Source organism: Arthrobacter sp. LAR12-1-1.1 (assembly GCF_040676555.1).
Classification (GTDB): domain Bacteria; phylum Actinomycetota; class Actinomycetes; order Actinomycetales; family Micrococcaceae; genus Arthrobacter.
Genome location: NZ_JBEGIG010000001.1, coordinates 639064 through 656269, shown reverse-complemented (window position 1 = coordinate 656269; position 17206 = coordinate 639064). Strand labels below are relative to the sequence as shown.

Below are 17206 nucleotides of genomic sequence, written 5' to 3'. Positions count from 1 at the left end.
GGGCCAATCCGCCCCGCTCAAGGAGACCATATTGACCACGATCACGATCCGACACAACCCGGAACGCAGCCGCTTCGAAGTGTTCGACGCCGACGCACTGATCGGACAGGCCGCTTACGTGGATGACATCGCGGCAGACCAGCGGATCTTGTACCACACGGAGGTCAACGAGGAATATGGCGGCCGCGGGCTGGCCGGGATGCTGGCCGCACAGGCACTCGATGAAACTGTCGCCGCGGGCCTCACGATCGTTCCTGTGTGTCCCTACATCAAGAAGTACCTTGGCAAGCACTCCGGCTACGCGGCGAACGTGGTACGGCCCACCCCGGCGCATCTGCGGTTCCTGAGCGCCTCGCTGGCCCAACGCGTCCGGCAGTAGCCGCCTCGAGACTCACGTGCGCCTTGAGACTCACGTGTGCGCGACAAACCGCTCCACACGCCGGTCAGGGATCAGCCAGATCGCGGCGACCACCGTGTAAGCGGCGATCCCCAGGAGCGGATTCACAAAGGTCAGCCCCATCCCCACGATGTACAAGAGAGGCGATCCCTTGCCTTTCCAGTCCTGTCCCATGGCCTGATCCAGGGCACCACCGCGTCCCTGCTGGCTGATCAGCGCCGTTTTTAGGATGTAGTAGGCAATGGCCGCGAACAGCAGATTCAGTCCGTAGACCAGGACGGGGACCTGTGCCAGGCCGGCGTCGTTCATCCATCGGGTGGTAAACGGGATGAGGGAGAGCCAGAACAGCAGGTGCAGATTTGCCCAGAGAACTCCACCGTTGATCCGCCCGGCCAAATGCAGCATGTGGTGGTGGTTGTTCCAGTAGATCCCCACATACACAAAGCTCAGCAGATAACTCAGCACCGTTGGAAGCTCGTGGAGCAACGCCGACCATGTGGGTTCCGCCGGGACATGAAGCTCCAGCACCATGATGGTAATGATGATGGCCAGCACGCCGTCGCTGAAGGCCTCCAGACGGTTCTTATTCACAGTGGCACCCCTGGATCCGGGCATCGTGACCGATGCGTCGCAGGGACCAGCGACGCCGGCGAGCGCGCAGTGCGGGGGCCGGCACGCCAGTCCGCTTGTTTGCGAGGAGTCTACGCCGGGAGGCAGCCAGAGTCAGACATTACGGCGGCTATCACCACCTGGCGGGTCAGTCCTTGGGCTGGGCGTCGGCCTCGGCTGCCTCTAGCTCGGCTTCGAGCTCAGCCTCGGCTACTGCTATCGCGAAGCCGAGCGCAGCGGCGATGTTGCCGGCCGCCGCCACAACACGGGGGGTGCCGACAATGGGCGCAACGGCGATGAGGATTCCTTGGACATCCTCCGCCGTGATGCCGACGTCCACCGCCGTGCCGGCGTTGAGGAGGTATGAGGCGGCAGGGGCTTCGACGGCGACGAGTACCGCGATCCGGGCCAGCATCAACTCGCGAGGCTCGAGCGTGGAGCGTTCGAGCGAGACGGCAGTGATGTCGGCGAGGGCGTCGAGGACGGGGGTATCTTGTTCGGCCATGATCATTTCTCCAACTGTTAGCGGGGGTGTGCGCCGACTGACGCGACGTGAGCGGATCGGCCCGACTCGTCATGAACGTAACCCGCCACGACCCGGGGTGGCATCACCCGAACAGCATGAATCGATGGTAAGCCGCCTGGCACAAGAACAGATCGTGTTTTTGTGCCTGCGCTGCAGGCTCGTTCGGCGGTGCGTTGACGATGGGCCGGTTCGGGGCCAGAATCGCAGTAGCTTGAGCCGAGGCGCATTGGCGCGCTCGGCGGGGACTGACCCAGGCAAGCAGTGCCGGTGGCGGTTCCGGACCTAATAGGGAGGTCGCCGATCATGGCCGAGACCAAAAAAGTCAAGCATCCGAGCGTCGAGGAACGTGCTGCGAAGGGCAAGGGCCGCCGGGAAAAGACGCCCGTCTCCAGCCACACCGGGTGGAAGCCTGCTTCCGACCGGCCCGATCCGGTCGCGCTGCTCGAGGAACAGAACCTCACCCGGGAACAGGACCTCGTGCCGGTGCGTCACGGCCGGATGCTGGTCTCACCGTTCACGTTTTACCGGGGCGCAGCCAAGATCATGGCAACCGATCTGAAAGACACTCCCAGGGCCGGCCTGGTGTCCCAACTGTGCGGGGACGCCCATCTGTCCAACTTCGGTGTCTTCGCATCTCCTGAGCGAACCCTGCTGTTCGACCTCAACGATTTCGACGAGACACTGCCCGGCCCCTTCGAGTACGACGTCAAACGGATGGCGGCGAGCTTCACTATCGCGGCCCGCAACAACGAGTACACCAAGGAAGAGACGCATGATGTCACCCTCGCTGCCGTACGGGCGTACCGGGAGGCGATGGCAGAGTTCGCGCAGATGGGCACCCTGGACATCTGGTACGCCCGCCTGTCCGAGGAACAGCTAATGGAAACCCTCGAGCTGGCCGTCGCAACTCAAAAGGGCAAGGCCCTCAAGAAGGCAGCCCACGGGATGGAAAAGGTGGCGAAACAGAACGTCGCCAAGGCCCACACCCGCGACAGCCTGCAGGCACTCTCCAAGCTCGCCGAGCGGGTGGACGGGGAGTACCGGATCGTCAGCCAGCCGCCGATCGTCATTCCCGCACGGGAGCTGGGTGAATCATTCGGCATGTCTGCGGATGGGATTCAGAAGGCGGTTCGTGAGCAGCTCCGTTCCTACCGGGCGACCCTGCCAGACGACCGACGTATCTTGCTGGAGCGCTTCGAAGTCATCGATGTCGCCCGCAAGGTGGTGGGCGTCGGCAGTGTCGGCACGCGGGCGTTCATCGCCTTGCTCCAGGGCCGGGATGAGCAGGATCCGCTGTTCCTCCAGGTCAAGGAGGCCACAAGGTCGGTGCTCGAGGACCACTTGCCGAAGAGCAGGTTCAAGCAGCCGGGCGAGCGAGTGGTGCAGGGCCAGCGGATGATGCAGGCCGCGAGTGACATCTTCCTGGGGTGGACCAAGGGCGTGCAGGACAACCGGTACCTGTATTGGCGCCAACTGCGTGACATGAAGGGCTCAGCCATTGTGGAAGGCATGAAACCGCTCGGCATGAATTTCTATGCCAACGCATGCGGGTGGACCCTCGCCCGTGCCCACGCCCGGTCCGGGGACCCGATCGCAATCGCCGCCTACCTCGGCAAGAGCGACAAATTCGACGTGTCGATCACCGACTTCTCCGAGCGGTACGCGGACCAGAACGAAAAGGACTACCAGGCGTTCGCCGACGCGGTTCGTTCCGGCCGGCTGGAAGCAGTCGAGGGCCTCTGATTCCGGAAGTTCAGGGGAGGCACCGCCGTGGGTGAACGGCTCGAAGGACGACAGGTTTCGCTCTGGGTCGCCACGGCCGGCGGCACTGGCTATCCCTGCCTGGACTCGGATCTCGAGGTCGACGTGGCCGTAGTTGGGGGAGGGATCGCCGGGCTGACTGCGGCGCTGGCCCTCAAACGTGCCGGCCACACCGTCGCGGTCCTCGAGGCCGCGCGCATTGGCACCGGCGTCACGGGGCACACCACCGGGAAGGTCACCTCCCTGCACCGGCTGGTCTACACCGAACTTGCTGACCTGCATGGACCCGACGTCGCAGGCAGGTACGGGCAGGCAAACCAGGCCGCCATCGAGCACATTGCGCGCGTCGTGGCAGAGGAGGGCATCGACTGCAACTTCCGCAGGGTGTCCAACTACACCTACGCAGAATCCGACGACGCACTCACCCGCGTCCGCGACGAGGCCGCCCTGGCCGCACGGCTCGGCCTTCCTTCAGTCTTTACCTCTGACACGCCGCTGCCGTTCGCTGTCCGGGGCGCAGTCCGGTTCGACGGCCAGGCGCAGCTTCACGCGGTCAAGTACCTGCAGGGCCTCGCCCGCGCAGTGGACGGGGGCGGAAGCCACGTGCTCGAGGACTCGCGCGTCACCTCGGTGCGCGATGGTGTGCCCGCCGTCGTCGAGACCGGGCGCGGCACGGTCCGGGCACGCGAGGTGATCATTGCCACCAACGTCCCCGTCGGCGACGGAGGTCTCTTTGCCGAGCGCTGCTACCTGCACCGCTCGTACATCGTTGCCTGCCTGGCACCTGCGGCGCCCCTGGACGGGACCTTCATCAGTGTCGACGAGCCGATGCGCTCAATCCTGGCGATCGACGTCGACGGTTCCCGTTACGTTCTCACCGGCGGCGAGGGCCACCGGGCCGCCGAGACCGCCGATGCTGCCGTCCGGTACCGCCGCCTCGCGGTATTCTCCCGTGAGCGCCTCGGAACCAGGGAGACCAGCTTCCGCTGGTCCACGCAGGACACCATGCCCGTCGACGGGTTGCCCTATGCCGGGACTTTGACCCCGACGGCGGCGCACGTTCATGTGATCACCGGGCTGCGCAAGTGGGGCCTGACCAACGGCACCGCCGCGGCGCTGGTCCTGGCCGACACGCTCACGGGGCGGCACAACCCCTGGGCGGCGGTCTTCGACACCAACCGCATTCCGGCGACCGGCCAGGCCGTCGGGAAGAGCGGCCACCCGGACCAATCGCAGCCGGACCAACCTCAACCCCAGCAACCGGAACAACCGACCGTCGCCGGGCTGCGTCCGGGCGAAGGTGCCGTAGTGGAGATCGACGGCGAAATGACCGCCGTCTACGCCGGCCCTGCCGGGGAGCTCCTCGCCGTCTCGGCCATTTGCACGCATCTGGGCTGCACTGTCGCGTTCAACGCGGACGACTCGACCTGGGACTGCCCCTGTCACGGCTCGCGGTTTGCCGCGGACGGCGCAGTCATACAGGGCCCTGCGGCGGTGAACCTGGCGCCGAGACCCGCACCGCGTTAAGTGCCCGCCGGGGTGTCGGCGCATGAGGCGGGGGAGCTGGCCGCCGCGTTGAGGGCCGCCCGGCGGAGCCGTTCCAGCTCGACGACGTCCCGCCCGAATGAAAAGGCCAGCAGCCCAAGCGCGGCGCCCAGGACCATGGCTCCCAGGGCCGGAGGGACGCCGGGCAACAGGGCGAACAACAGGGCCGCGGGCTGGGTGGCTCCGATGATCCTGCGTACGGTGCTGGACGGCAGCGGATTCTTCAGGGACGGCCGGAACCAGGCTGCTGCGAGGAACGCGTAGTACATCAGCCCGATGCCCAGGGGCCACAGGCCGAACGTTCCCGCCGCCGCGCAGGACAGCACTAGAACAAGCGCGGCGTCCGTGTCCGAGTCCAGCCGTGAACCCTCGGCCGTCGCTGACCCCGTCCACCGTGCTACCCGGCCATCCACGGCATCGAGCAGGAACGCTGCCGTGCCCAGGAGAACCACCAGAGAGCTTGCCGCGGCTCCGGCCATGAAGCCAACCACAGTCTCTGCGGCGCAGCACGCCACGATGGCGGCCCTGGCCAGGGTAACGCGGTCCGCGGGGGTGGAAAACCGGGGTGTCCGCCGCAGAACGGAGCCAGCTGCCCTTACGATCACCGCTGCGCCCGCCGCCAGAGCCAGGAACCAGGGAGCCGGGCCAGTGAGGACTGTCGAGCCGAGCGAGGCCCAGGCCACAAGATAGGCGGCGACAGCGGTCCCGGCATCCGCAACGGCACGGCGGGCGGCCGCTGATGCCAGGCCAGACTGCCCTGCGGCATCGGACTCAGTGCCTGTCGACGAGACTGTCAGCGGGACTGAAGGCGGGCCAGTGGAGGCCGTGCCTGTAGACGTCGTACCCTTTTGTCGCGTGCCCTGTGTCATCGGCTTCAGCCTGAACCACCCCGCCCACATGCTAGCAAGTCTGCTGTACCGGCTTGCTTACTGCGGGGACGTGGTGCGCCGCGGCGTGCGCCGCCCGGCCCGGGCGAAGCCGACGGCGGCCAGAACGGCTCCGGCGCCTTCGGCGACGGCGCTGAGGGACTTCTCGAAAAACCAGATGGGCTCGTACATGGCCGGAAATGGCCCGAACGCGGGGATATTCACGTAGCGGTACGCCACCACTGCGGCAAAGGCACTGAACGCAACGACGAACGCGACGGCGTAGGCGGCCCTGCTGCCGCGCAGCAATACGTACAACCCGGACAGCACAGCCGCGGCCGATTCCAGCAGGAAAAGATTGCCTTGGCCGATACCCGCGGGGTTCCCCGCCTGGTAGCCCGGGGCCAGATGGATGTGGACGGCGGCGTCAATGAACAAGGCGGCGGCCGTGAGGACGCGCAACGTCATGCCGGATCCATAGACTCGCACTGACTGTTCGGGGCTTTGGGCGCTCATTGACGATCAACACCCCGTGCATGCCCGGATGGAACGTGCAGGTGTACGGGTAGGTTCCGGGCTTCGTCGGCGCGGTGAAGTCGGCGGTGACAGCGTCCGGCGAGCATTCATAGCGCACCACTCCGAGCAGCTTGTGGAAAAAGAGCGGATGAACGTACTAGTTTCATTGTGCTCCTACTAGGCAGGAATGGGACCAGATCACCGTGAACGCCGGGCGCGGGAGATAGCGTAGTCACTGGCATGCATTCCACAGCCACGGGAGGGAAGATTGCGTGAAGCGTGACAGCAAGAAGTCCTGGACCGCATCGCTGACAGTGCTCATCGCCTTTGCAGCGAACGTTCTGGTCGCGGTGGCCAAAACCGTGGCCGCGCTCATCTCCGGCTCGGCGTCCATGGCTGCAGAGGCTGCCCACTCCTGGGCCGACACCGGCAACCAGGTCTTCCTGCTGATCGCCGAACGGAAGGCCGCGAGGAAACGGGACAAGGCCCACCCAATGGGGTACGGGCGCGAGGCCTACGTGTGGTCCATGATCGCCGCCTTTGGCCTGTTTACGGCCGGGGCGGTGGTGTCGGTGATGCACGGCATCCAGCAGTTGCTCACCCCGGAGCCGGCAGGAGACTATGCGATCGCCTACGTGGTGCTGACGGTCGCGTTCGTCCTTGAGGGCGTGTCCTTCATCCAGGCGTTCCGGCAGACCCGGAAGGCGGCGCGCGAGCTGGACCGGAACACCCTCGAACAGGTCCTTAAGAGCTCCGATCCCACGCTGCGCGCGGTCTTTGCCGAGGACGGGGCTGCGCTGATCGGCCTCCTCATCGCCTTCGCCGGGATTTTCCTGCACCAGGTCACGGGATCTTCAGTGCCGGACGCCGTGGGGTCCATTCTCGTGGGTATCCTGCTGGCCGGCGTCGCCGTCGTACTGATCGAGCGGAACCGGCGCTTCCTGGTGGGTCAGGCAGTGACCAGCGATATCGAGGGCAGCATGGCCCGCCGACTCCTGGAGCACCCCGAAATCGAGCGCATCACCTATCTGCATCTCGAGTACGTCGGCCCGCGCAAGCTTTACGTCGTGGCGGCAGTGGACATACTGGGGGACCTCCGCGAACACGACGTGGCCGTGGCCTTGCGCCGCGTTGAACGCGAACTTGAGGACCACGAAACCGTCGAGGAGGCCGTCCTGACACTCGCCACCGCGGACGAGCCCTCGCTGGACTTCCCTGCCCTTGAAGGGCAACGCTAACTCAGGCTCATACGCCGTTCGCCGGCGCGTCCAGGCCGGCCGGTGGCTGCAGAAGAGCCCCCGAGGCCAGCAGCGCCTCGAGAACAGGGGACGGGCTGGGACTGGCAAGGAGGAAGCCCTGCCCCATGTCGCAACCGAGGGAGCGCAGGAGATCCAGCTGCCCGCTGTCCTCGATGCCTTCGGCGATGACGGCCAGGTCCAGTTTCCGGGCCACTTCCAGGATCCCCTCAAGCATCGCTGTGGCCGGGGCGTCCCCAGGCAACCCGGACAGGAAGGCGCGGTCGATCTTGAGAATGTCCGCAGGTAGCACCGCGAGCGTGCTGAGCGAAGAGAACCCGGTCCCGAAGTCGTCGATTGCGATTCGTACGCCGAAGCTCTTCAGCCGGTTAAGGGCGGCGACTCCGCCATCGGCGCTCGTGGCCAGGGCGGATTCGGTGACCTCGAGGATCACTTTGTCGGCCTGCGAAGCGGGGTGGGCCAGGATGCGCTCAAGGGCTGCCAGGTTCCGGTCGCTGGACAACTGAAGCGTGGAGAGATTGACCGAGACCCAGAGGTCCCCGGCCGTGCCAGGGGAGCGGCGCCAGCCGGCGACGTGACGGCTTGCGGTGTCCAGCACCCAGCAGCCGATGGAACCGATCTCGCCGGTTTCCTCGGCCAGGGGGATGAAGTCGGCCGGTCCCAGCCGGCCCAGGGTCGGGTGTTCCCAGCGGACCAGGGCCTCCACTCCGGCGATCTCACCGGTGCCCAGGTTAACCACGGGCTGGTAGTCGAGGCGCAACTGCCCGGCCTGCACGGCTGTGGCAAGGTCCGCCCGGAGGGCGGCACGGAAGGTCATTTCGTCGTAGCCCCGGGCATCGAAGAGCTGGTAGCGGCCCTTGCCGCCGTGTTTGGCCATGTACATGGCGAAGTCGGCCTGCCGCATCAGCTCGGCTGGATCTGCAGTCCCGGCGCCGCGCTGGGCGGCGCCCATGCTGACGGATACCTTGAGCCGGACCTCATCGATGCTGAAGGTGTCGCGCAGCGCGTCCTGGATACGCCCGGCGACGTCGTCCGTCGCCGTGCCGCAGTCATCCATCACGACGATCGCGAATTCGTCCCCGCCCAGCCGGGCGACGAGGTCATGGGCGCGCACGCAGCCCCGGAGGCGTTGGGCTAGCTGAATAAGCAACGCGTCGCCGCCCTCATGGCCCAGGGAATCATTGACGTCCTTGAAGTCGTCGACGTCGATGATCAACAGGCCTTCGCGGTGGTCGCTGCGCCCGGCGCCAAAGCCTTCCTTGCCTTCCGGGTGAGGAGCCCCGGGGCCAAACACGGCGGCGAGGCGTTCGGCGAGAACCGCCCGGTTGGCCAGCCCCGTGAGGGGGTCGTGCGTGGCGCGGAAGGTCAGTTCCAGGTGACTGTCATGCACCGTGGCGGCCATGGAATTGAAGGCCTCGGCCAACTGGCCGAGTTCGTCGTCGCGGACAACGCTGATCCGGTGGCTATAGTCGCCGGATTGCAGCTTCACGACCCCACGGTACAGCCCCTCCACCGGGCGCATCAGGTACCTGGTCATCCGTCGGCGGAATAGGAACACGCCGCCCACGGCCAGCGCAAAAAGGGCTATGCGGCCGGTCGACACCATCCGCTGGAGCTCGGCACCGTGAGCGACGCCGTCGTCGAGCGCGTCAAGCGAGGCGCGACGGACGTTAGCCAGCAACGCGCGGGCCCTCGCGCCCGATGCGGCAAACGCCGGCGCCTCCGCCACGCGGTTGCCGTGGAGACTGGCCACCTGGCTTCCCCAGAGACCGTGCGCGGACAGTCCCTCCTGCCACGCGGTCCGGGCCTCGCGGACTGCGTCCCGCATGCCGTACGCCACCGGCAGGATCCCGGCGGCGGCATCGAACTGGGCGGAGACGTCCTTTTGCTGCTGCAAAAAGGCGGATGGATCCACTGCCCCTGCGGACAACAGTTGGAGCCCGGCTTGTTCGTGGGCATCAAGGCCGGCCCGCAGTTCGGCGACGGCCTCCGACTCGTCGCGGTGCTGCGCGGCGGCGTGCTGCATATGGTCCGTGACAACACGGACGCCGACGAGGGTTACCGCGGCCCCGGCGACCAGGGCCACGAGTACCAGCGTGAAGGCCCTGGACCATTCACGCTGCAGGCTCCGCGGGCGGGCGGGCATCCCGATCCGCGTCCGCGGGCCCGTCGGTCCATCTGCCGGCTCAGCCGCCCCAGCGTGGGAACGTCCCGGGGAATTTGCGGGGGCCGACGACGACGCAGCAGCAGGGTCCGCCAACCTGCTGTTGGACTTACGCATACTCAGCCTCCGGCCACGTGCCGGCACTCGCCGCATCGTCAATCAAGGAGCGTAGCCGACCTGGCCCCGGCGGGTCATGTCCGGCTACCTCCTGACACTATTGTGAAGCATGTGACAGCAGTGTAGTCGGCGGACGGCCGACACTGTAGCGCAGCGTGCCGGAACTTCACCTGCCAGGTTCGAATTCTCCTGCCTGGCTGGGCCTCCTGCCGGGGGCTAGCTGAGGCAGTCGGCGCAGTACGCGTGGCCGGCCTTCTCCTTGGCCAGTTGGGACCGGTGCCGCACCAGGAAACAGGAATAGCAGGTGAACTCATCCTCTTTTTGCGGAATGACCGTGACGGTCAGTTCCTCGCCGGAAAGATCTGCTCCCGGAAGCTCCACGCCTTCGGAGGTATCGGCCTCGTCGAGTTCGCGGACAACGCTGCGGGCGTCAGGCGCATTCGCCGAACGGAGCGCCTCCAGGGAAGCGTTGCGGGATTCCGCGACGTCGGAGCGTACTTCGTCATAATCGGTTGCCACCTGGTGGTACTCATTTCAGTTGCTGGGGGTGTGATTCAGTGTCTCTCCGGAGATCCGGATCTCCGGATCTCCGGGATTGAACGGTACAGCATGACGCCGTGTAAATGCTGGGGACCGGGGGAGTCGTGGCAGTGACTCTCGCGACACCCGGAGGCGCCCGCCCGCGGCGCTGCCCTGCACGCTTCGTTCGCCACTGGTCACCGGGGCGTCACGTGCTGTTAATTTGCGTGCCCTAGCCTGATTCTTTAGGGACCATCCACCTTGGGCACCATCCGCACCATTCGTCGGGAGGGATTCACCATGGCCGATATCGCTGCAGTGCTGGGACGGCTCACGCAGGACGAACTCAATGAACTGCGGTCCCTGGGCCCCAGTGGGCACCTGACCCGGCGCCTCACCGACGCGATCGACCGCGCCGCCGGCGGTCCCGGGGCCGGGCGCGGCTACTACGTCCCCAACGGGAGTGTCAGTTCCACCGGAGGACCCCATGTGATCCTGCGCAGCGATGTCTCGGGCTGGCTGTTCGGGCCGGCCCCGCAGGCCTAACCGGACGGCAATTAGCACCACCCTCTCACTAGACGCACCGGATTCCTTCCAGCCCGGCCCATCAAGGGCCATACTGGCTCAAAGGGAGGGGGCCGGATTGCGGATTCTGATGGTCGAGGATGAGCATGCCCTGGCGGAAACAGTGCGCCGCGGACTGAAGAATGAGGGGTTCGTGGTCGACGTCGCCCACGACGGCGTGCGGGGACTCTCTGCGGCGCTGGAGAACGCGTACGATGCCATCCTTCTGGACCTCATGCTGCCGCGGATGAACGGCTATGACGTCTTGAAGGAATTGCGGCAACGCAAAGTCTGGACCCCGGTTCTGATGCTCACGGCCAAAGACGGCGAATACGACCAGACCGATGCCTTCGACCTGGGCGCTGATGACTACCTCACCAAGCCGTTCAGCTTCTTGGTCCTGGTGGCCCGGATCAGGGCGCTGATCCGGCGCGGAGCACCAGCCCGGCCCGTCATCATGACTCTTGGCACCTTGTCGCTGGACCCCGTCAGCCACAGTGTGCGCCGCGGCGATACCCTCATCAGCCTCACGGCCAGGGAGTACGGGCTCCTGCACTACCTGATGCGACGGCACGACCAGATCGTCTCAAAGGCGGAGATCCTGCAAAACGTCTGGGATCCGGCTTTCGAGGGCGCGAACAACGTTGTGGAGGTCTACATCGGCTACCTTCGGCGCAAGATCGATGTCCCGTTCGGAATCCACACCCTGACCACCGTGCGCGGCATGGGCTACCTGCTCAGCGCCGACCCGATCCCTGGACCCCGTGCCGCCGGGATTCGCGAGGAATGACGTCCACCGGCTCCGCAGTCTGCGTAGGTTCCGGAAGGGGAAAGGCCATCTCAAACCTGCAGTAACCTGCTGGTCCGTCCGTCGGCCGGATGCTCCCGTGATGGGCTGCCACAATTCCCGCTGCGATGGCCAGGCCAAGTCCGCTGCCACCGCCCTCCCGGGAGCGGCTGCCGTCGAGCCGGACAAATCGTTCGAAGATCCGCTCCCGGTCCGCCTCCGGAATGGGGTCGCCGTCGTTGTCGACCGTGATGACGACCCGGTCCCCGGCGGTGTGCAGGTTCACGGCAACCCGGGACAGGGCATGGCGGTCGGCGTTGTCCAGGACGTTCCGGAGGACCTGCGCCAGCCGGTGGGCGTCGCCGCGGATCCGTGCCGGAACGAGCTCCACTGTGATCTGGTTCCGGCTGGTGGACCGCAGCCGGCGGATCTCCTGGTCCAGTACGTCGTCAAGATCGACGTCCTTCTGCTCCACCTTCGGGCCGCCATCATTGGCTTTGGCCAGCGTCAGCAGGTCCTCCACGAGGAAGCTCATGCGGGACGTCTCCTCGGCGAGGACATCCTTCATCTGCAGCCACATCGCCCCGGTCGGGTCCGCAGCGGCGATCTCGATTCCGGCCCTCAGCGTGGCCAGCGGGCTGCGCAGCTCGTGGCTGGCGTCCGAGACGAACCTGCGCTGTTCACTGTCCGAGGCCTGCAGCCGGTCCAGCATCGTGTTCATGGTCAGCGCCAGGGCCTGGATTTCATCGTTGGTGGGCGGCACATCAACGCGCCCATCCAGCCGCTCGGCGTTGATCCGGGCCACCTGGCCACGGATCCGCTCCACCTGGCGGAGGGAACGCCCCACCAGGAGCCACACGGACGCTGCCACGGTGACCAGCAGCAGCGGCGTGGCTCCCAGCATGAACCACGCGACCGTGGAAAGGGTGTCGGCCTGTATCTGTGAGGCCTGGGCCACCACCACCGTATAGCTCAGCGTGCCGGTCCGTGCTCCCACGGTGACGATGTGGTAATCGTCGGTGTCCCCGATGCTCGGCAGGCTCGAGACGTCTTGCGTCATGGTCTGGCCCGGGCCGGGCCGCTGGGCTGAGAGCGGGGCGTTGGCGACCTCGGGATCCGAGCTGGCCAATACGTACCCGGCGGTATCCAACACCTGGACGAACTGGCCGGCATGCGCTGTATCAACGATGTAGGCGCGGGCATCCGCGACGTCCATATCCTCCATTTCGGCGACCACGTCCAGCGCCTTCTGCTGGGCTGCGGCGTCGCTCGATCGCGCCAGGGATGCCTGCAGCAGGATAAGGAGGACCACACCGCCGAGCAGCAGTGCCACGGCAACGACCCCGACGGCTACCGCCGTCGACTGCTTCCGCACGCCCCAACGGATCTCGCCCCTGCCGGGACGGCTGGATGAGGCTCGTTTGCCCACTGCCATGCTCCAAGAATGCGTCAATACGCGGATCCGGACAACCATCACGGCGGCATTGCCGTGGTCTCCCGCCCGGGCCCACACCCCCGGCGGCGGCCGGAGCGGTCCGCGGGCGCGCACGGTCCCCCCGGAAGAGGATGCTCTCAGTCCATTCTCAGCCGGATGCGGGACAGTGGAAATAGGCCGAAGAAGGTCGGCCGCCGGCCATCACGGGGCCGTTCGTCCATAGATTCCGGCCGCACGCTCTCCTCAACCAGTGTGCGGCCGGACACGACATTCCTTCGCTACGCCGCAACTTTTGACCACCACGGCTACGTCCCGGCCCGTCAGGCCGATGAGCCGCGGACCAGGACCTCACGGCCGGGGCGTTACCCGGAGCCAGAGGAACTGCTGGGCCTGCAGGACAAGCCCCGCGTCGAGGCGCAGCCGGGCGCCGGTCAGGATGTCCACGGCGCCGGCCGCGAAGCCGGAAAACGTCACAGCCGCTACCTGCTGCGGGCTGTCGGTGAAGTTGGCCAGCGCGAGGACCAGCGTTCCATCTCCCGGACGCTGGTACCCCAGGACACCCGGGTTGTTCGTGGCGAACCCGACCAGCCGGGTGCCGGCCAGTTCCGGCGTCACGGACCGTACGGAAATCATCCGGCGCAGCCCGGCGTAGACCGCCCCGGCGGGGGTTTCCTGGTCCGCACGCTGTGCGTAGTCGTCGGCCGGGTAGTGCGGCCGGTGCACCCAGCGGCTGTCCGTTCCGTGGCCTTCCTCGACGGCGTACTGGTAGTCGTTGGACTGTCCCACTTCGTCACCGAGATACAGCAGCGGAATGCCCCCGGTGCTGAAAGCCACCGAATGGGCCAGCAGGATCCGGTTCACCGCCGCAGCTGTTCCACTCTCCAACCCGCACAGCGACGCCGTGGTGCCGGAAATCCGGCAATCGCCGGTGCGGGGGTTGTCCTGAAAGGGCACGCCGCGGGCGAAGCTTCCCGGGAAACGGTTCACGTAGAAGGAATTGAGGAACCGCCGGTGCTCGAAGGCATTGATGCCAAGCTCGGCGGCGTCCTCATCCGCAAACGTCCAACCGATGTCGTCGTGGCTGCGGACGTAGTTGACCCAGGACGTGCCGTCCGGGATATTGTGACGACGCTCCAAGGCCTGGTTGAGGAGCGAAACGTCGCGGGTGGCCAACGCCTCCCAGATCAGGGCCATCTGCAGGGGATTGTAGGAGAGCTGGCACTCGGCGGGGTCGATGTACCGGGCCACCTCATCGGGGTGGACGATCGCCTCGGATTTGAACAGCAGCGACGGCGCGGCCAGCCGGCACACGGCATTGAACGCCTGCAGCAGCGTGTGGGCTTCGGGCAGATTCTCACAGGGCGTGCCGAGCTGCTTCCAAATGAAGGCCACGGCGTCCATCCGGAGAATGTCCACGCCCTGGTTGGCCAGGAACAGCATTTCGCCGGCCATGGCCCGGAAGACGTCCGGGTTGGAGTAGTTGAGGTCCCATTGGAATGTGTGGAAGGTGGTCCAGACCCACCGTCCGTCCGGCAAATCGACAAAAGAACCAGGGTGGTCGTCCGGAAAGATTTCGCGCACAGTTTGCTCGAACGCGTCCGGCATCGACCGGTCCGGGAAGATCCAGTAGTAGTCGCTGTACGACGGGTCGCCCGCGGCCGCCTTCCGGGCCCACTCGTGTTCGTCGGAGGTGTGGTTGAAGATGAAATCGACGACGAGGCTGATGCCGTTCGCCCGCAGCTCGGCGGCAAGCTCACGCAGCTGGGCCATGGTGCCGAGCTTAGGATTGACGTCGCGGTAACTGGAGACGGCGTAGCCGCCGTCGGAGTGCGGTTCGGGGGCCAGGAACAACGGCATCAAGTGCAGATAGGTGAGGCCCAGTTCCTTGAAATAGGGGATCCGGGCGCGGACACCCGCCAGGTCCTCGGCGTACCGGTCGACATAGCAGACGCCGCCGAGCATGGTGTTGGCCTGGAACCAGCCGGTGTTGTGTTCCCGTTCGGCGTCGAGGCTCTTGAGCTCCGCCGGCCTCTCGGCCCACGACCGGGCGGACTGCATTACGAGGTCCGTGAGCTGATCCAACCAATCGTGCCGTGCGCCGTAGAGATCGTGGAACAACCGGAACAGGGCCGGGAAATGGCGGTCGAAGCGCTCTTCGAAGACCGCCCGGTCCGGCCAGTCCCACCCGATTCCTGTGCCCGGCGCCAACGCCTGGAGCACATGCCGGCGGGCCTCTTGATCGATCAGGGCGGGTTCAACCATGGAGGTCTCCTTTGACGAACTTCGGCCCCCGACGGCGCCGCGACAGTTGACATCCTTGCAGACGGACGGACCGGTGCCCAGTGCAGGAGCCACGTATCCCCAGGCGCCGTCCGGCTTACGCAGGCACCCGGATGACGAGTGGGTCCATCGCCTGGCCGTCGGCGTACTGGCCGTCGAACAGTTCCGAACCGGCCTGGGATACGGCCACCTCGACGCGCTCCCAGACCAGGAACCCTTCCATGTTGCGGGGCGCGGCAGTACGCAGGGTGCCGACATCCGAGCGGTCCGTCCCGCCGCCGTCGCCCGTGCTGATGGACAGGACCCCGTGCCCGGCCGTGAACTCGACCCACGGATCCAGCAGCCGGACGAACATCATTCCGTGGTGTCCGGCAACGCGGACATCGCCGCGGAAGCGCAGCACGCCCGTGCCGCTGGCGGGGTCGTACTCGGAGCCGGCGGGGGCGAAACAGAACTCCCCGGACGCGGTCACCGTGGCGCCGTCGGCCGCGGAGACGGCACCGTCAGGCAGTCCCGAGATGTAATCCATGAAGCTGCGCTTGATGCCCCAGGTAAGGCCCGGCGGGGGCAGCGGAGCGGGGGAAGCGGACGCTGGTGTCACGTAGGTTCTCCTGGGCTGTCGGGCGGATCTACGTCCGAGCCTAGCCGTGGATCCGCGCCGGGCTGAACTGTTGCTCCGCAGCCGCTTCATCCGGCGTATTTCTCTGACGGCGTAGGCACTCCAGGACTACTGCCGGGGCGGCGGTGGTTGACTTGGATGAGTACCGGTTTGCAGGAGGTGCACAGTGGCCGCGTCCATCAGCAGGGTATCCGGATCCGAGGTGTCCGAAGACCCCCTGGATTCCTATTCCGCAACGGTCATCCGCGTGGCCGAGGCTGTCACACAGCACGTCGCAGCGCTCGAAATGACCGGCAACGGGCGCAACGGCAGGCTCAGGGTCGGTGCGGGTTCGGCCGTGCTGTTCACCTCGGACGGGTATCTGCTCACGAATGCCCACGTGGTGGGCGGCGCCCAGTCCGGCCATGCCGTCTTCGCCGACGGCACCAGCACGGCTGTTGACGTGGTGGGCGCCGACCCGCTCTCCGATCTTGCCGTGGTCCATGGCAGGGCGCCCACGGCGGCGCCGGCGGAAATGGGCGACGCCGAATCCCTTCGGGTCGGCCAGCTGGTTATCGCCGTGGGCAATCCGCTCGGGCTCGCAGGCTCCGTCACCGCCGGCGTGGTAAGCGGGCTTGGCCGTTCCATCCCCGTCTGGTCCGGGCGGAGCCGGCGCGTGATCGAGGACGTCATCCAGACCGACGCGGCCCTCAACCCCGGCAGTTCAGGCGGGGCGCTGGCGGACGCCCGCGGCCGGATCGTCGGCATCAATACCGCCGTGGCCGGAGTCGGGCTCGGCCTGGCGGTTCCAATCAACGCCACGTCCCGGCGGATCATTGCTTCGCTGCTCAAGGACGGCCGTGTCCGCCGGGCGTACCTGGGTCTGGTTAACACGCCGATCCAGCTGCAGCCAAGCGCCGTCGTCCGGACAGGCCGCAGGGAGGGCCTGCTTGTGGTCGAAGTCCTGCCGGGGTCGCCGGCCGAGCGCGCCGGGCTCCGGGCCGGCGACATCCTCCTGAAGGTCGGACAGATGTACGTGTCCAACGCCGAGAGCCTGCAGAAACTGCTGTTCGCCGAAGCGATCGGGGAGCCCTTGGAACTTGCCGTGCTCCGTGACGGCTCGGACCTCAGGCTGGTGGCGGTGCCCGCGGAGATGACCGACAACCAGTAGGGAAAATCCCGCCCAGAGAGGGCGATTTTACCCGCTGAAATAGTCCCGCCGAGGCCGAATTCCTGCCCTGCTTAACTACTTGGGTCCAAATTGCG

The 17206-nt window shown here is 66.5% G+C and carries 16 protein-coding genes; 7 read left to right on the top strand and 9 right to left on the bottom strand.

The window, feature by feature from the left end; all coding sequences use genetic code 11:
* Window positions 1-31 precede the first annotated feature (31 nt).
* Window positions 32-379, top strand: a complete 348-nt coding sequence (locus tag MRBLAR12_RS02980) for a GNAT family N-acetyltransferase (RefSeq protein ID WP_364743432.1) — start codon at window positions 32-34, stop codon at window positions 377-379.
* Window positions 380-409: 30 nt separating this feature from the next.
* Here MRBLAR12_RS02980 and MRBLAR12_RS02975 read toward each other — a convergent pair whose 3' ends face one another.
* Entirely contained in the window at window positions 410-988 is a 579-nt protein-coding gene (locus MRBLAR12_RS02975; RefSeq protein ID WP_229992170.1) for a TMEM175 family protein, read from the bottom strand.
* 166 nt (window positions 989-1154) lie between these two features.
* The gene (locus MRBLAR12_RS02970; RefSeq protein ID WP_229992169.1) at window positions 1155-1511 is read right to left on the bottom strand and encodes a carboxymuconolactone decarboxylase family protein; all 357 of its coding nucleotides are present in this window, start codon (window positions 1509-1511) and stop codon (window positions 1155-1157) included.
* Window positions 1512-1835: 324 nt separating this feature from the next.
* On the opposite strand from MRBLAR12_RS02970, the gene MRBLAR12_RS02965 reads away from it, so the two are divergent.
* The gene (locus tag MRBLAR12_RS02965; RefSeq protein WP_229992168.1) at window positions 1836-3275 is read left to right on the top strand and encodes a DUF2252 domain-containing protein; all 1440 of its coding nucleotides are present in this window, start codon (window positions 1836-1838) and stop codon (window positions 3273-3275) included.
* 27 nt (window positions 3276-3302) lie between these two features.
* Window positions 3303-4820 carry an FAD-dependent oxidoreductase gene (locus tag MRBLAR12_RS02960; protein ID WP_364743427.1) on the top strand — a complete coding sequence of 506 codons (1518 nt, stop codon included), beginning with the start codon at window positions 3303-3305 and terminating at the stop codon, window positions 4818-4820.
* Here the strand turns inward: MRBLAR12_RS02960 and MRBLAR12_RS02955 are convergent.
* Both MRBLAR12_RS02955 and MRBLAR12_RS02950 read right to left on the bottom strand, forming a co-directional pair.
* On the bottom strand, window positions 4817-5707 hold the full coding sequence (locus MRBLAR12_RS02955) for a CDP-alcohol phosphatidyltransferase family protein (RefSeq protein ID WP_229992166.1): 891 nt from the start codon (window positions 5705-5707) through the stop codon (window positions 4817-4819). The two genes, MRBLAR12_RS02960 and MRBLAR12_RS02955, sit on opposite strands and share 4 nt — an antisense overlap.
* Window positions 5708-5764: 57 nt before the next feature.
* The gene (locus MRBLAR12_RS02950; protein ID WP_364743424.1) at window positions 5765-6172 is read right to left on the bottom strand and encodes a hypothetical protein; all 408 of its coding nucleotides are present in this window, start codon (window positions 6170-6172) and stop codon (window positions 5765-5767) included.
* Window positions 6173-6492: 320 nt separating this feature from the next.
* Here MRBLAR12_RS02950 and MRBLAR12_RS02945 point away from each other — a divergent pair, with 320 nt between their 5' ends.
* Entirely contained in the window at window positions 6493-7458 is a 966-nt protein-coding gene (locus MRBLAR12_RS02945) for a cation diffusion facilitator family transporter (protein ID WP_364743422.1), read from the top strand.
* 7 nt (window positions 7459-7465) lie between these two features.
* Here the strand turns inward: MRBLAR12_RS02945 and MRBLAR12_RS02940 are convergent, their stop codons facing one another.
* Both MRBLAR12_RS02940 and MRBLAR12_RS02935 read right to left on the bottom strand, forming a co-directional pair.
* Entirely contained in the window at window positions 7466-9622 is a 2157-nt protein-coding gene (locus tag MRBLAR12_RS02940) for a putative bifunctional diguanylate cyclase/phosphodiesterase (RefSeq protein ID WP_364743419.1), read from the bottom strand.
* 351 nt (window positions 9623-9973) lie between these two features.
* A complete protein-coding gene (locus MRBLAR12_RS02935; protein ID WP_028276793.1) occupies window positions 9974-10276 on the bottom strand; it encodes a DUF4193 domain-containing protein in 303 nt (100 codons plus the stop codon).
* Window positions 10277-10576: 300 nt separating this feature from the next.
* Between MRBLAR12_RS02935 and MRBLAR12_RS02930 the strand changes: the two genes are divergently transcribed.
* Together MRBLAR12_RS02930 and MRBLAR12_RS02925 are read left to right on the top strand one after the other, a co-directional pair.
* Complete coding sequence (locus MRBLAR12_RS02930; RefSeq protein ID WP_229992162.1) at window positions 10577-10822, top strand: hypothetical protein; 246 nt, start codon at window positions 10577-10579, stop codon at window positions 10820-10822.
* A gap of 97 nt (window positions 10823-10919) precedes the next feature.
* The gene (locus tag MRBLAR12_RS02925; RefSeq protein WP_229992161.1) at window positions 10920-11630 is read left to right on the top strand and encodes a response regulator transcription factor; all 711 of its coding nucleotides are present in this window, start codon (window positions 10920-10922) and stop codon (window positions 11628-11630) included.
* On the opposite strand, the gene MRBLAR12_RS02920 is transcribed toward MRBLAR12_RS02925, so the two are convergent.
* From MRBLAR12_RS02920 to MRBLAR12_RS02910, 3 genes are all read right to left on the bottom strand, one after another.
* Window positions 11578-13062 carry a sensor histidine kinase gene (locus MRBLAR12_RS02920; RefSeq protein ID WP_364743415.1) on the bottom strand — a complete coding sequence of 495 codons (1485 nt, stop codon included), beginning with the start codon at window positions 13060-13062 and terminating at the stop codon, window positions 11578-11580. The genes MRBLAR12_RS02925 and MRBLAR12_RS02920 overlap by 53 nt on opposite strands.
* Before the next feature lie 348 nt (window positions 13063-13410).
* The gene (locus MRBLAR12_RS02915) at window positions 13411-15324 is read right to left on the bottom strand and encodes an alpha-amylase family protein (protein ID WP_364743412.1); all 1914 of its coding nucleotides are present in this window, start codon (window positions 15322-15324) and stop codon (window positions 13411-13413) included.
* Window positions 15325-15439: 115 nt separating this feature from the next.
* Complete coding sequence (locus MRBLAR12_RS02910; RefSeq protein ID WP_364743409.1) at window positions 15440-15943, bottom strand: HtaA domain-containing protein; 504 nt, start codon at window positions 15941-15943, stop codon at window positions 15440-15442.
* A 184-nt stretch (window positions 15944-16127) separates the two neighbouring features.
* On the opposite strand from MRBLAR12_RS02910, the gene MRBLAR12_RS02905 reads away from it, so the two are divergent.
* Window positions 16128-17111 carry a S1C family serine protease gene (locus tag MRBLAR12_RS02905; RefSeq protein ID WP_229992157.1) on the top strand — a complete coding sequence of 328 codons (984 nt, stop codon included), beginning with the start codon at window positions 16128-16130 and terminating at the stop codon, window positions 17109-17111.
* Window positions 17112-17206 lie beyond the last annotated feature (95 nt).